This is a genomic window from Actinomadura napierensis (assembly GCF_039529375.1).
Classification (GTDB): domain Bacteria; phylum Actinomycetota; class Actinomycetes; order Streptosporangiales; family Streptosporangiaceae; genus Spirillospora; species Spirillospora napierensis.
The window spans coordinates 78,635-92,590 of sequence record NZ_BAAAMR010000029.1; the positions used below are offsets into that span (position 1 = coordinate 78,635).

12 protein-coding genes and 1 tRNA gene are annotated in these 13,956 nt (G+C 71.9%); 10 read left to right on the top strand and 3 right to left on the bottom strand.

Annotated features, from left to right (window positions below; genetic code table 11):
* Positions 1 to 60 precede the first annotated feature (60 nt).
* Genes ABD296_RS18395 through ABD296_RS18420 form a run of 6 tightly spaced genes read left to right on the top strand, consistent with a single transcriptional unit; the run spans position 61 to position 8,280 of the window.
* Positions 61 to 1,488, top strand: a complete 1,428-nt coding sequence (locus ABD296_RS18395) for an extracellular solute-binding protein (RefSeq protein ID WP_344268097.1) — start codon at positions 61 to 63, stop codon at positions 1,486 to 1,488.
* A complete protein-coding gene (locus tag ABD296_RS18400) occupies positions 1,460 to 2,425 on the top strand; it encodes a carbohydrate ABC transporter permease (RefSeq protein WP_344268099.1) in 966 nt (321 codons plus the stop codon). Before ABD296_RS18395 ends, ABD296_RS18400 begins: the two co-directional genes overlap by 29 nt.
* Positions 2,422 to 3,249, top strand: coding sequence for a carbohydrate ABC transporter permease (locus ABD296_RS18405; RefSeq protein WP_344268101.1), 828 nt, complete (start codon positions 2,422 to 2,424; stop codon positions 3,247 to 3,249). The genes ABD296_RS18400 and ABD296_RS18405 overlap by 4 nt, the downstream gene beginning before the upstream one ends.
* Positions 3,249 to 4,376 carry an ABC transporter ATP-binding protein gene (locus ABD296_RS18410; protein WP_344268103.1) on the top strand — a complete coding sequence of 376 codons (1,128 nt, stop codon included), beginning with the start codon at positions 3,249 to 3,251 and terminating at the stop codon, positions 4,374 to 4,376. The genes ABD296_RS18405 and ABD296_RS18410 overlap by 1 nt, the downstream gene beginning before the upstream one ends.
* Positions 4,373 to 5,572: a CehA/McbA family metallohydrolase gene (locus tag ABD296_RS18415; protein ID WP_344268105.1), complete on the top strand. Its 1,200-nt coding sequence runs from the start codon at positions 4,373 to 4,375 to the stop codon at positions 5,570 to 5,572. The genes ABD296_RS18410 and ABD296_RS18415 overlap by 4 nt, the downstream gene beginning before the upstream one ends.
* Positions 5,563 to 8,280, top strand: a complete 2,718-nt coding sequence (locus ABD296_RS18420) for a glycoside hydrolase family 38 N-terminal domain-containing protein (protein WP_344268107.1) — start codon at positions 5,563 to 5,565, stop codon at positions 8,278 to 8,280. The genes ABD296_RS18415 and ABD296_RS18420 overlap by 10 nt, the downstream gene beginning before the upstream one ends.
* 21 nt (positions 8,281 to 8,301) lie before the next feature.
* Here the strand turns inward: ABD296_RS18420 and ppgK are convergent, their stop codons facing one another.
* On the bottom strand, positions 8,302 to 9,138 hold the full coding sequence (gene ppgK, locus ABD296_RS18425; RefSeq protein WP_344268109.1) for a polyphosphate--glucose phosphotransferase: 837 nt from the start codon (positions 9,136 to 9,138) through the stop codon (positions 8,302 to 8,304).
* A 131-nt stretch (positions 9,139 to 9,269) separates the two neighbouring features.
* Here ppgK and sthA point away from each other — a divergent pair, with 131 nt between their 5' ends.
* Positions 9,270 to 10,682 carry a Si-specific NAD(P)(+) transhydrogenase gene (gene sthA, locus ABD296_RS18430; RefSeq protein WP_344268111.1) on the top strand — a complete coding sequence of 471 codons (1,413 nt, stop codon included), beginning with the start codon at positions 9,270 to 9,272 and terminating at the stop codon, positions 10,680 to 10,682.
* On the opposite strand, the gene ABD296_RS18435 is transcribed toward sthA, so the two are convergent.
* Positions 10,683 to 11,096 (bottom strand): SsgA family sporulation/cell division regulator, encoded by a 414-nt coding sequence (locus ABD296_RS18435; protein ID WP_208252377.1) that lies wholly within the window; start codon positions 11,094 to 11,096, stop codon positions 10,683 to 10,685.
* Between the two features lie 279 nt (positions 11,097 to 11,375).
* Between ABD296_RS18435 and ABD296_RS18440 the strand changes: the two genes are divergently transcribed.
* The 3 genes from ABD296_RS18440 (at position 11,376) to ABD296_RS18450 (ending at position 12,987) form a co-directional block, all read left to right on the top strand.
* Positions 11,376 to 11,801 carry a PGPGW domain-containing protein gene (locus ABD296_RS18440; protein WP_344268113.1) on the top strand — a complete coding sequence of 142 codons (426 nt, stop codon included), beginning with the start codon at positions 11,376 to 11,378 and terminating at the stop codon, positions 11,799 to 11,801.
* Positions 11,802 to 11,825: 24 nt separating this feature from the next.
* Entirely contained in the window at positions 11,826 to 12,851 is a 1,026-nt protein-coding gene (locus tag ABD296_RS18445; protein ID WP_344268115.1) for an ABC-2 transporter permease, read from the top strand.
* Between the two features lie 64 nt (positions 12,852 to 12,915).
* Positions 12,916 to 12,987: transfer RNA gene (locus ABD296_RS18450), tRNA-Val, on the top strand.
* A 333-nt stretch (positions 12,988 to 13,320) separates the two neighbouring features.
* Here ABD296_RS18450 and ABD296_RS18455 read toward each other — a convergent pair.
* Positions 13,321 to 13,929: a hypothetical protein gene (locus ABD296_RS18455; RefSeq protein WP_344268117.1), complete on the bottom strand. Its 609-nt coding sequence runs from the start codon at positions 13,927 to 13,929 to the stop codon at positions 13,321 to 13,323.
* Positions 13,930 to 13,956: the final 27 nt, after the last annotated feature.

The following is a 13,956-nucleotide window of genomic DNA, read 5'->3' on the forward strand; positions in this document are numbered from 1 at the left end:
GTCTTTACGTGATCGCGTTCTTCGGTGACGTTAAGTGGTGACGCTTGTAGGAGGTCACCCGTGGTCAGCTCCCGTAGGGACTTCTCCAGAAGGCGGATCGGCGCGGCGGCCGCGCTCGTGCTGGCGGGCGCGGCGCTCGCCGGCTGCGGCGGCGGCGGATCCTCGACCGATCCGAATCGCGGCAAGGACGCCAAGAGCTTCACCCTCACCATCACCCGGAACGCCATCGCGGGCGGCAAGAACGCCGGCGAGGCCGAGTGGCTCACCAGGACCGTCATCCCGGGGTTCGTCGCCGCCGAGAAGGCCAAGGGGATCACCGCGAAGGTGACCTTCCGCGGGCAGGGCGTGGACGACGAGGCCTACAAGACCAAGCTCGCGCTGGACCTGAAGTCGCGGTCCGGCGCCGACATCATGGACATCGACGGCATCTGGGTGGGCGAGTTCGCCCAGGCCGGGTACATCAAGCCGCTCAGCGAGGTCGTGGGCGCCCCGGCGGACGCCTGGGACGGCTGGCCGCAGATCGCTGGATCGGTCCAGCAGCTGGCGCTGTTCGACGGGAAGAAGTACGGCATCCCGTCCGGGACCGACGGGCGCCTGCTCTACTTCAACAAGAGGCTGTTCGCGCAGGCGGGCCTGCCCGCCGACTGGCAGCCGAAGAGCTGGCAGGACATCGTCGCGGCGGGTCGCGCGCTCAAGAAGCTCTCCGGCGTGACCCCGATCCAGTTGGACGCGGGCACCGCGATGGGCGAGGCCACCAGCATGCAGGGCGTGCTGCCGCTGCTGGCCGGCGCGGGCGCGCAGATCTACCAGGACGGCAAGTGGACCGGCGGCGGGCAGGCGCTGAAGAACGTCCTCGGCCTGTACGCGCAGATCTACGGCTCCGAGGGCCTCGGCGACCCCAAGCTCCAGGAGGAGGCCAAAGGGCGCGACAAGTCGTTCGAGGAGTTCGCGGCCGGCAAGATCGGCGTCCTGGCGGAGGGCGACTACCTCTGGCGCGACGTGCTGAACCCCAAGGACGGCGTCGCGAAGATGAGGACCCGCGACACCGACGTCGGGTTCGCGCTGATCCCGGCGGTCTCGCCGGGCAAGGGCGTGCGCGGCCAGTCGTTCGTGAGCATGTCGGGCGGCCCGCTCACCGTGATGAACCCGAACACCAAGTACCCGCAGCAGGCGTTCGAGTTCATGGCGTTCATGAACTCGGCGGAGATGGTCAAGGCGCGCACCGCGGGCACGCCCGAGATCACGTCCCGGACGGACGTGAACAAGCAGATCCTCGCCGGCGACCCGCTGCTGACGTTCATCTCGGAGAAGGTCCTGCCGGTCACCTCCTACCGCCCGGGCCTGTCGGTCTACCCGCAGGTGTCGACGGCGCTGCAGGAGGCGACGGCGGCGGTCGTGTCGGGCAAGAGCCCCGACCAGGCCGCCGCGCAGTACACCAAGAAGCTGGAAGGGATCGTCGGTGGCCCCTCTCACGTCTCCGCCCAGTGAGGCGGCGCGCCGCGGCGGCACCGCCGCGGCGTCCGCGGGCGGGGACGCGGCGGGGCTCGGACGCGGGCGCGCGGCGGCGTTCGTCGCGCCCGCGCTGGTCCTCATCGCGGTGTTCCTCGTCTTCCCGGCGCTCTGGACCCTCTACCTCGGCACGACCGACTACCGGCTGACCGGGATCGCCGCCAGCGAGCCGAAGTTCGTCGGCGCGCGGAACTACGGCGACGTGCTCGGCGACGGCGACTTCCACCGCTCGCTGTGGCTGACGCTGCAGTTCGTGCTCGGCTCGGCGGTGATCGGGCAGACGCTGCTCGGGTTCGCGATCGCGTGGGTGATGCGCGACCGGACGGGGTTCGTCCGGCGGGTCGTCGAGGCGCTGGTGCTGCTGGCGTGGATCCTGCCCGGCTCGGTGATCGCCTTCCTGTGGATCGCGCTGCTGGACCGCGACGGCGGCACGCTGAACGCGCTGCTCGGCACCCCCGGCACGGCCTGGCTGATCGACCATCCGATGGCGTGCGTGATCGTGTTCAACGTCTGGCACGGCACCGCGTTCTCGATGATGCTGTACGGCGCCGCGCTCGGGAACGTTCCACCGTCGCATCTGGAGACGGCCCGGCTGGCCGGCGCGTCGACGCTCCAGACGCTGCGGGACGCGGTGTTCCCGCGCATCCGCGGGCACGTGCTCACGAGCCTGCTGCTGATCAGCCTGTGGACGTTCAACGACTTCACCCCGTTCCTGATCACGGCCGGCGGGCCGGACAAGCGGTCGGAGATCATGTCGGTGTACGTGTACCGGACCGCGCTCGGCGACGGCCGGCTCGGCTTCGGCGCCGCCATCTCGCTGGTCATGATCCTGATCAACCTGGCGATCGCGCTGGTCTACCTGCGCGCGCTGCGCGAGCGGGGCCGCCGCGAGTCGCGAGAGGCGGTGCCGGCGTGAACACGCTCGTCCGCGAGACGCTGCGCAGGATCGGCCTGGCGACGTTCGTGTCGGCCGTCCTCGGGTTCTTCGCGCTGCCGCTGCTGTGGCTCGCGTTCACCCCGTTCGACTCCAGCCCCGGCATCGCGGCGTCCCTGCCCGACTTCACCCTGCACAACTTCAAGATCCTCATGGACAACCCGTACGCGCTGGAATCGCTGCGGAACTCGGTGCTGCTCGCCGCCGGGACGGCACTGCTCGTGGTCGTGTGCGCGGCGCTCGCGGCGTACGCGCTGAGCCGCGTCCGGGTGCCGGGCCGGGACGCGCTGCTGTACGTCCTGCTCCTGCTGTCGTCCATCATCACCGGGACGGCGGCGATGGTGCCGATCTTCCTGCTGGCCTTCAACCTGCACCTGATCGACTCGCGGCTCGGCGTGATCCTGGTACTGACCGGCGGTCTGCTCCCGGCGGCGATCTTCCTGCTCAAGGACTTCACGGACTCGACGCCGACGTCCTACGAGGAGGCCGCGCGGGTGTTCGGCGCGTCGCCGCTGCAGATCCTGCGGCACGTGGTCGTTCCCGTGATCCGCCCGGGCCTCGCCACGGTCGGGGTGTGGACGGTCGCGCAGGTGTGGGGCGACTTCCTGATGCCGTTCCTGCTGCTGCGCAACCCGGACAAGGCGCCCGCGTCCGTGATCATGTACACGTTCTACACCGAGGGCGGGCAGCCCGACCTGCCCCTGATCTCCACGTTCTCGCTGCTGTACTCCCTGCCGGTCGTGGTCATGTACCTGTTCGTGAGCCGCCGGTACGGATTCCGCTTCCACGGAGGGATCAAGCGCTGATGGCGGCCATCACCATTCGGGAGCTGACCAAGGTCTATCCGGGCGGCGTGCGGGCCCTGGACGCGCTCGACCTCGACGTGGCGGACGGCGAGTTCTTCGCGCTGCTCGGCCCGTCCGGCTGCGGCAAGACCACGCTGCTGCGGACCGTCGCGGGGCTGGAGTCCGCGACGTCCGGGACGGTCGCGCTCGGCGGCGCCGACGTGACGCGGCTGCCGCCGGGCCGCCGCAACGTCGGCATGGTGTTCCAGGACTACGCGCTCTTCCCGCACATGAGCGTCCTGGACAACATCGCCTACCCGCTGAAGATCAAGAAGCGCGGCAAGGCCGACCGGCACGCGCGCGCCGCCGAGGCCGCCGACTACCTGGGGCTGGAGGGGCTGGGGAGGCGGCGCCCCGGCGAGCTGTCGGGCGGCCAGCAGCAGCGGGTCGCGCTGGCCCGCGCCCTGGTCGCCGAACCGCGGATCTTCCTGCTGGACGAGCCGCTGTCCAACCTCGACGCCCGGCTGCGCCTGGAGGCCCGCACGTTCCTCAAGCGGCTGCAGAAGGAACTGGCCGTGACCACCGTGTTCGTCACCCACGACCAGGCGGAGGCGCTCGCGCTCGCCGACCGCATCGCGGTCATGGAGAAGGGCCGGATCCGGCAGCTCGGCACGCCGACCGAGGTGTTCCGCCGCCCCGCGAACCTGTTCGTCGCGTCGTTCATCGGCTCCACCCCCATGAACCTGCTCCCGGGACGCGTCGAGGGCGAGCACGTCGTCGCGGCCGGCGCCGTCCTGCCCCTGCCAGAAGAGGCACGTGCCGAGCTTCCGGTGGGGGAGGAGATCGTCTGCGGGGTACGACCCGAGTATCTCGACTACAGCGACCGGCCGGCCGACGGCGCGTTCGCCGGGCGGGTGTCGGTGGTCGAGCACCTGGGCGGCAGCGCCCTGGTGACGCTGGACGTGGAGGGCGAGCCGTTGCACGTCGTCGTGGGGGAGGGGCGCGAGCCCGAGCCCGGTGACGAGGGCTGGGCGCTGCCCCGGCCCGGCCGCGTCCTGCTGTACCGCGACGGCGAACTGGTGACCGCGGCGGACCCGTCCGACGTGCCCGAACCGAGGATGGCCCCGACCGGGAAGGACAACGGATGACCGTTCATCGGGGGAGATGGACTCTGGAGGACCGCCTCGAACAGGGGCTGCGGGAGCTGCCGTTCGACGTCCCGGCGGGGACGGCGGCGGTCACGGTGGAGCTGTCGTTCGACGGCGGCGTCATCGACCTCGGCTGCGGCGGGCCCGGCGGGTTCCGCGGCTGGTCGGGCGGCGCGCGGCGCGCGTACACGGTCGCCGCCGACTGGGCGACCCCGGGTTACCTGCCGGGCGAGCTGGAGCCGGGCACCTGGCACGTCTGGCTCGGGCTGCACCGGATCCCGCCCGACGGCGTCCCGTACGAGGTCACGGTGACGGCATCGTCGTCGCTGCCGCCGCGTCCGGAGGTTCCGGCGCCGCCGCCCCGTCCCGAACGCCCGCCGCGCCGCGACCTGCCCGCTCCGGCCGGGATGCGGTGGCTCGCCGGCGACCTGCACTCCCACACCGTGCACAGCGACGGGACGCTCACCGTCCACGAGCTGGCCTGCCTCGCCGCGTCGCGCGGCCTGGACTACCTCGCGGTCACCGACCACAACACCGTCAGCCACCATCCCGAACTGCCCGCCGCCGGCGCGCACGCGGGCGTCCTGCTGCTGCCCGGCCAGGAGGTCACCACCGACCTCGGGCACGCCAACGTGTTCGGCGACACCGGCTGGGTCGACTTCCGCCGCCCGAGCGCCGACTGGGCCGCGTTCGCGCAGGCGCGCGGCGGGCTGATGTCGATCAACCACCCGCTCAGCGGCGACTGCGCGTGGCGCCGGCCGCTGCCGCCCGAGTCGCGGCCGAAGTTCGCCGAGATCTGGCATCCGTCCTGGTGGGACCGGCGCTGGGGCGCCCCGCTGGCCTGGGCGGACGTCTGGCGGCCGACCGGGATCGTCCCGCTCGGCGGCAGCGACTTCCACGACCCCGGGCAGTTCAAGAACCTCGGCGAACCGGTGACCTGGGCGCTCACGGAAGACGACCAGGTCCTCGACGCGCTCGCCGCCGGGCGGGTGGCGATCGCGGCGGGCCCGGACGCCCCCGTCCTGCTGCGCGTCGAGGACGACCTGATCGCGCTGGACGCCGACGGCACCGTCCTCGTCCGGCCGGACGGGCGGCGCGTCGCCGTCCGGGGCGACAAGGTCCGGGTCCCCGCGGAGGGGCCGGGGATGCACCGCCTGGAATCCCACGAGAACGAGGTGATCGCACTGTGCGGGTAGAGGAGGCCGGGCCGATCGTCGTCGTGCCCCACACCCACTGGGACCGCGAGTGGTACCTGCCGTTCCAGCGGTTCCGGCTGCGGCTGGTGTCGCTGATGGACGGCGTCGTCGACCGCATGGAGGCCGACCCGCGCTGGCGCTTCACCCTCGACGGCCAGATGGCGGCCGTCGACGACTACCTGGAGATCCGCCCGGAGCGGCGCGAACGCGTCGCCGCGCTCGTCCGGGACGGGCGGCTGGCCGTCGGGCCGTGGCAGATCCTGCACGACGAGTTCCTGTGCTCGGGTGAGAACATCGTCCGGAACCTGGAGCTCGGGCTGCGGCGCGCCGAGGAGCTGGGCGCGGCGATGATGGTCGGCTACCTGCCCGACCAGTTCGGGCACTGCGCGCAGACGCCGCAGATCCTGAAGCTCGCGGGCATCGAGCACGCGTGCGTGTGGCGCGGCGTCCCCGACCGGGTCCGGACCCGGTCGTTCGCGTGGGAGGCGCCGGACGGCACCGCGATCCGCACCCAGTACCTGCCCGAGGGCGGCTACGGCAACGCTGCGTCGATGTTCGAGGACTTCGCGGACGGCGCGTCCCTGCTGCCCGGCCGCGCCGCCGGGTTCGCCGAGGCGATGAGCCGCTGGTATCCGGACGGCGGACCGCTGCTGGCGATGTACGGCGCGGACCACACCGCGCCCGCCGCCGACCTCGCCGACCGGATCGGCGGCGCCGGCGCCGACATGCGCCTGGACACCCTCGCCGGGTACTTCGCCGCCCAGGACCCGTCCATCGACGGCCTGCCGCGCGTGCAGGGGGAGCTGCGCTCGCACGCCCGCGCCAACATCCTGCCCGGCGTGATCTCGGTACGGCCGCGGCTGAAGCAGCTGATGGGGCGCGCCGAGCGGCTCGTCGAGCGGTACGCCGAGCCGCTCGCCGCGCTCTGGTACACCGGCGACGCGCAGCGGTTCCTGGACCTGGCCTGGCGGCGGCTCATCGAGGTGAGCTGCCACGACTCGGTCACCGGCTGCGGCAGCGACGAGACCGCCGAACAGGTCGCCGCCCGGATGGCCGAGGCCGAGCAGCTCGGACGGGCCGTCTGCGACCTGGTCACCGCCGAGCGCGCCGCCGCCGTCCCGCTCGGCGCGCACCTGGCCTTCAACCCGACGCCGGACGTCCGGACCGGCCTGGTGTTCCTCGACGTCCCCGGCGAAGGGGAGGAGGGGCTGGTGACGGGCGACGGGCGCCCGGTGCCCGTCCAGGTGCTCGAAACCGCGGTCACCGTGCTGGACGACGCCGTCCACCCCGCGTCCGCCCTGCCGATCCTGCTGGAGCGGGTGTACGGGCGGGTGCTGTTCGGGCAGGAGATCCGCGACTGGTCGGTGTCGCGGGACGACCGCACCCTCACCTTCCACGTGACGGCCCGCGCGGACACACCGTTCGACATCGGCGACGTGCGGGCGGCGCTGCGCGGCGCCGAGGGGGAGTGGCGGATGCGGATCCTGGCCGACCCGCGCCGCGAGGTCGCCGCGCTCGTCGAGGCTCCGCCGCTGGGGCTCGTGACCGTCCGTCCCGGCGGGCCGGCCGCCGCTCCGGGCGCCCCGGTCACCGCCGACGGGAACGTCCTCGACAACGGGCTGCTGCGCGTCGAGGTCCGCGACGATGGGACGATCGGCCTCCGGACGCCCGGCGGCGGCGTGATCGAGGGCATCGGACGCATCATGGACGGCGGCGACCTCGGCGACTCCTACAACTACGCCCCGCCCGCCGCGGACCGCCTCGTCGGCGCCCCGGTGTCGGTGCGCGTCGAGCCCGTCTGGGAGGGGCCGCTGGTCGCCGCGCTCGACATCGTCCGGACGTACCGCTGGCCCGCGTCCGGCGACTTCGCGGGCGACACCCGGTCCGCGGCGGAGGAGGACGCCACCGTCGTCACCCGCGCCGAGCTGCGCACCGGCGAACCCTTCCTGCGGCTGCGCGTCACCTTCGACAACCGCTGCGCCGACCACCGCGTGCGCCTGCACGTGTCGCTGCCCCGGCAGGCGGAGTCGTCGTTCGCCGAAGGCCAGTTCGCGGTCGTGGAGCGCGGGCTGACGGCCGAGGGCGGGTTCGGGGAGCGGCCAGTGCCGACCTACCCCGCGAACGGGTTCGTCGCCGCGGGCGGGCTCGCCGTCCTGCTGGAGCACGTCACCGAGTACGAGGTCACCGGCGGCGGCCGGGAGATGGCCCTCACCCTGATGCGCTCGATCGGCTACCTGTCCCGCGACCGCAACGCCTACCGCGACCAGCCCGCCGGCCCGCAACTGCCGACGCCGGGCGCGCAGTCGCGCGGCGAGCGGACGGTCGGGATGGCGATCATGCCGTACGAGGGCGGACGGCCCGGCGGCGACGTGGTCGAGGCCGCCGAACGCTACCGCCACGACCTGCTCACCGCCGTCGGCTACGGCCCGGCCGAGGCGCCCGCCCCGCCCTCGCGGGACGGCCTCTCGATCACCGGCCCCGGCGTCGCCACGACCTCGCTGCGGCCCCGCGGCGACGGCTGGATCGAGGCCCGGATGGTCGCCCAGAGCACCGAGCCCACCACCGCCGTCCTGCGCGGGCCGTTCACCGAGGCCACCCGCGCCGACCTGCGCGGACGCCCCGGCCTGCCGCTCGACGTGCACGACGGCACGACCACGCTGGCACTACGCCCCTGGGAGATCGCGACGGTCCGCCTGCGCACGGCATAGCCGCCGGGCGGCGGCGCGGGATCAGCGGGCGGCCTCCGCCGTCCCGTCCTCGCGCTGCCGCCCGACCGTCGTGCCCGCCTCGCGGACCTCGTGCGGCGCCGGCTCGGCCACCTCCACCGGATGCGCCGCGGCCGCCGCCATCGCCGCGCCCACGATCCCCGCGTTGTTCACCAGCCGCGCCGGCACGATCGGCGCCCGCACGCCCTCGATCAGCGGGACGAACCGGTCGGCCTTCTTGCTCACCCCGCCGCCCAGGATGATCAGTGACGGCGAGATCAGCGCCTCCAGGTGCGCCAGGTACTCGCTCAGCCGCTCCGCCCACTTCTCCCAGCTCAGGCCGTGCTCCTCGCGGGCCTTCGCCGACGCCCGGATCTCGGCGTCCTTGCCATTGACCTGGATGTGCCCGAACTCGGTGTTCGGCACCAGCACCCCGTCGGTGAACAGGGCGCTGCCGATGCCGGTCCCCAGCGTCAGCACCGCCACCGTGCCCGGACGGCCGCGTCCCGCGCCGAGCCGCATCTCCGCCACCCCGGCCGCGTCCGCGTCGTTCAGCAGGGTGATCTCCCGGCCCGTCGCGTCCGCCATCAGGGACGCCGCGTCCAGCCCGATCCAGTGCTTGGAGACGTTGGCGGCCGACAGCGTCACCCCGTCGATCACCACGCCCGGATACGTGACGCCGACCGGCCCCTCCCAGCCGAAGTGCTCCACCACCTCGGCGAGCACCTTCACCACCGCGTCCGGCTTGGACGGCTGCGGCGTCGCGACCCGGTACCGCTCGCGCGCGAACTCGCCCGTGGACACGTCGACCGGCGCCCCCTTGATCCCGGAACCGCCGATGTCGATCCCCAGCATCCGCATGCCCATGACCTACCCCCGCCCCTCCTGCTGACCCACCTGTGCCCTCTCGACGGCCAGGGTAGGCCGCGAAGATCAAGATTCGTCCACCGGAAACCCTTATGCCGGCCGCGGGCCCCGGTCAGACTGGGGACGTGAATGACTTCGATCTCCTCGTTCTCGGATCGGGACCCGGCGGGCAGCGCGCGGCCATCGCCGCCGCCAAGCTCGGCCGGAAGGCGGCCGTCGTCGATCGCCGCGAGATGATCGGCGGCGTCTGCATCAACACCGGGACGATCCCGTCCAAGACGCTCCGCGAGGCCGTCCTCTACCTCACCGGCCTGAACCAGCGCGAGCTGTACGGCCAGAGCTACCGGGTCAAGGACGACATCACGGTCGCCGACCTCGGCATGCGCACCCAGCACGTCATCGGCCGCGAGACCGACGTGATCCGCAGCCAGCTGGCCCGCAACCACGTCACCGTGCTGCCGGGCGTCGGACGCTTCGTCGAGCCGAACACGGTCGCCGTCTCCGGCGGCCGGGAGCCGGACGGGCGGGAGCAGAAGGTCACCGCCGACAAGATCGTCATCGCGACCGGCACCCGTCCCGCGCGCCCGGACACCGTCGCCTTCGACGACCGGACGATCATCGACTCGGACGGCATCATCCACATGGACCACGTCCCCGAGACGATGGTCGTGGTCGGCGCCGGGGTGATCGGCATCGAGTACGCCTCGATGTTCGCCGCGCTCGGCACCAAGGTCACCGTGGTCGAGCGGCGCGAGCGGATGCTGGAGTTCTGCGACCTGGAGATCATCGAGGCCCTGAAGTACCACCTGCGCGACCTCGCCGTCACCTTCCGGTTCGGCGAGACCGTCGCGTCCGTCGAGCGGATGGCGCGCGGCGCGATCACCGTCCTGGAGAGCGGCAAGCGCATCCCCGCCGACACCGTGATGTACTCCGCCGGACGCCAGGGCATGACCGACGACCTCGGCCTGGAGGCGGCCGGCCTCACCGCGGACCACCGCGGCCGGATCAAGGTGGACGAGCACTACCGCACCGAGGTCCCGCACATCTACGCGGTCGGCGACGTGATCGGCTTCCCGTCCCTGGCCGCCACCTCGATGGAGCAGGGCCGGCTGGCCGCGCACCACGCCTGCGAGGAGCCGGTGTCCGGCATCATCGAGGTGCAGCCGATCGGGATCTACACGATCCCGGAGATCAGCTTCGTCGGCCGCACCGAGGACGCGCTGACCGAGGCCAAGGTGCCCTTCGAGGTGGGGGTCTCGCGCTACCGGGAGCTGGCCCGCGGCCAGATCATCGGTGATTCCTACGGAATGCTCAAGCTGCTGGTCTCCCCGGACGACCGCAAGCTGCTCGGCGTGCACGTCTTCGGCACCGGGGCCACCGAGCTGGTCCACATCGGGCAGACGGTCATGGGCCTGGGCGGCACCGTCGACTACCTGGTGAACGCGGTGTTCAACTACCCCACGCTTGCCGAGTCCTACAAGGTCGCCGCCCTGGACGCGATGAACAAGATGCGCCACATGGCCCGGCTGTCGCAGTGATCACGACGGCCAGAGGAGGTTCTCCAGCTCGTCGTCGATGTCGATGAACTCGGTCTCCTCCCCGGCCGGGACGGCCTGGTAGGTGCGGTGCAGGAAGTCGGCCAGGGGCGGGAGCGGCACCTCGAACAGGGCGTTGCCGAACGGCGACGACAACGCGATGTTCAGCGTGCCGTCGTCCCGGGCCGGCCAGACCTCGACGTCGCCGTCCCCGACCTTGCGCACGATCCCCACGGTGAGCAGCTCCCGTGCGAAGATCCACTCCACCGGTTCGTCGTCGCCCACATAGAACGCCATCCGGATCGCGTACGGGTCGTCGGCCGCGTACTCCAGCCCGGCGAGCAGGGGAACGCTCGTGCGGTCGGGGACGACGAGACGAAGGCCCAGCTCTGCTGAGACGGTGGTACTGCTGTTCATGGCCATTCCCTCTAACGTCGGTCCCGCTGGCTCGCGGGGTGCTCCGGTGAGTGCTTCTCCCTCTCCCGGATGTCCCCCCGATCTATGACGCCTAACTGCCGGGGCGCGGTCCGACATTCCACGACCCCCGGACATTGTGATCCATGTCACGCGCGCAAAACCAGCTTCTGACCTGCGCAAAAGCGGATCTTCATCAAAGGCCGGCCTCCCGGGGGCACCGGCCGCGGCCGGGTAGGCTCACGGGTGTGAGGCGGCGATCTTCTGGCCTAGGGTAAAAACGTGACCATTAATGAGCAAAAGGGTGCTCCACCGGGCGAACTCGGCCCGGTGAGGCGCTTCCGCGAGTCCCTCCGGCGCAACCCCGTCCTGAACACCGCCTGGCGCGTGGGCGTCTTCGCCGTCGGCGCGACCGTCCTCGCCGGCGGCCTCGTCATGATGGTCACCCCGGGCCCCGGCATCGTCGGGATCGTCCTCGGCCTGGCCGTCCTCGCCACCGAGTTCGCCTGGGCCCAGACGGCCCTGCACCGCGCCAAGGACGCCGCCGAACGCGCCAAGGAGAAGGCACTCGACCCCCGCAAGCGCCGCCGCAACACCATCTTGGGCGCCACCGGAGGCGTGCTCGCCGGCGCCGTCGTCGTCGGCTACCTCGTCGCCTACGGCTTCGCCCTGCCGTGGAACGTCGAGGACCTCACCTTCTGGAACTGATCGCCGATCACCTAGCGTGATCCCATGGACCACGCCCGTCACCGCACGGCCCGCGAGCACTGGACGGCCTTCCGGGAGTCCCCGTTCCTCCCCGCCGTCGTCCTGCTGCTGATCCTGGCCGCCGCCGCGGGCCTGTTCGCCGGCTCCTACTGCTACGCCATGGCGAACCCCGCCCCCCGCCACGTCCCCGTGGCCGTCACCGGCCAGGGCGGGTCCGCCCACCTCGTCCGCGCCCTCGACGCCGGCCTCGACACCTCACTGTCCGTCCGCCCCTACCGGACCTACCAGGCCGCCCGCGACGCCGTCGAAGAGCAGCGCGAGTTCGCCATCCTCGTCCTCCAGGGGAACCGCGCCCAGCTGGACGTCGCGGCCGCCGCCGGCGCCTCCGTCTCCCGCCTGCTCACCCAGGCCGCCCCCATCGCCGGCCGGAAGGCCGGCGTCCCCCTCACCGTCCGCGACATCAGACCGCTCCAGCCCACCGACCCCCAGGGCCTGGCGATCTTCTACATCTCCCTCGCCTCGGTGATCATCGGCTTCGTCGGCGCCATCCAGCTCAGCGTGCACGCCCGCGCCCTCAACGCCGGCGAGCGGATCTTCTTCATCGCCGCCTACGCCGCCCTCGGCGGCCTGTCGATCTGCGCCGTCGTCGACTGGCTCCTCGGCGTCCTCGCCCTGCCCTTCCGCGAGTCCTGGGGCATCTGCACCCTCACCATGTTCACCAGCGGCATGGTCTTCACGATGTTCAACACCCTCGTCGGCCGCTGGGCCATGATCCCCACCTGGGGCCTGATGGTCCTGATCGGCAACCCGTCCTCCGGCGGCGCCGTCTCCTGGCCCCTCCTGCCGTCCCCCCTCGGCCTGATCGGCCGCTGGCTCCCGCCCGGCGCGTCCGTCAACGCCCAGCACACCGCCATCTACTTCCACGCCCACCAGCACGTCCTGCCGTTCATCACCCTGGCCGCCTGGTCCCTGCTCGCCACCGCCGTCTTCCTCATCTGGCGCCACCGCCACCCCGGCGGCCGCGAGACCGCCCGCGCCCACGCTCGATGAGCGAGCACCCCGCGACATGCGCTAGAGTTTCCGACGTCGGAACGCCCCGCAGGACGTTCCGCCGGGGCGATTAGCTCAGTGGGAGAGCGCTTCGTTCACACCGAAGAGGTCACTGGTTCGAACCCAGTATCGCCCACCCCTTGTCCCACAGGCCCTCCCGCACTCTGGCGGCAGGGCCTTCTCGCTTCACTGGGGCAGATTTGGGGCATGATCTTGCCCCACTCCAAATGTGTTCAGCAGTTCGGGGGCCGCTGGCACTCACTCTCCGTAACCGAAGGCGCGGCGGCCCGCCCTGCGGACCACCGCGCCCTCGAGCACCCGGTGTGTCAGGCGCTTCGCAGAGAGACGACCTTCCCCTCCCTTTCTTGCCTGCTCTTGAGGATCTCGGCCAGTATGGGCAGCGACGATCCTGGGGCCAACTCGGCCCGCTCATCGAGAGCGTCTTCCCAGCGTCGCTGGAGTTTGGCCTTCAGGTCGTCACGCATGACGTCGGAGACGTGCGTGTAGACGCCGCGGATTCCCGGGACGATGTGTCCCATCCGATCGGCCTGAAGGACTTCGGGAACGCCGTCCTCGGCCATCCACGTTTTGTGCCCGTGCCGACACGCGCCTCCAGCAGCGCGAACCGGGCGGTGGCGTCCCGTGACTCCGGGCCGCCGTCACTGACGATCGCCAACGCCGCCACCTGCTCGTCCCAGTCGTGCAGGACTCCGATCGCTGCGGTCGCGCACTTGGCCGCCGCTGCGGTGTTGCGTGCCGCGAGCACGATCGGTCGGCCCTTGGCGTCCAGTGGTGCGCAGTCCAACTCCAGCAGCGACTCGATCGAGCCCATGTCCCACGCGGTCGGGAGCAGCGTTGCCAGCGTGGACGTCCCGGCGCCGCCGTGCGCGCCGGCCACCACCACATCCAGCGCCTCGGGCCCGACGCGCGTCGCAGCGCCCAGTCCTGCGGCCGGTTCCGTTGCCGGTACCGGGCGGATCGTTCTGGTTTGACGAAGACTCACCCATACCCCCGAATCATTGCTCTGGGTTGATGAATGATTACAGTAAGTGGCAGACTTGTGGAGCGCAAGCATCACCAAACAACTTCTTCACAAGCCAACACG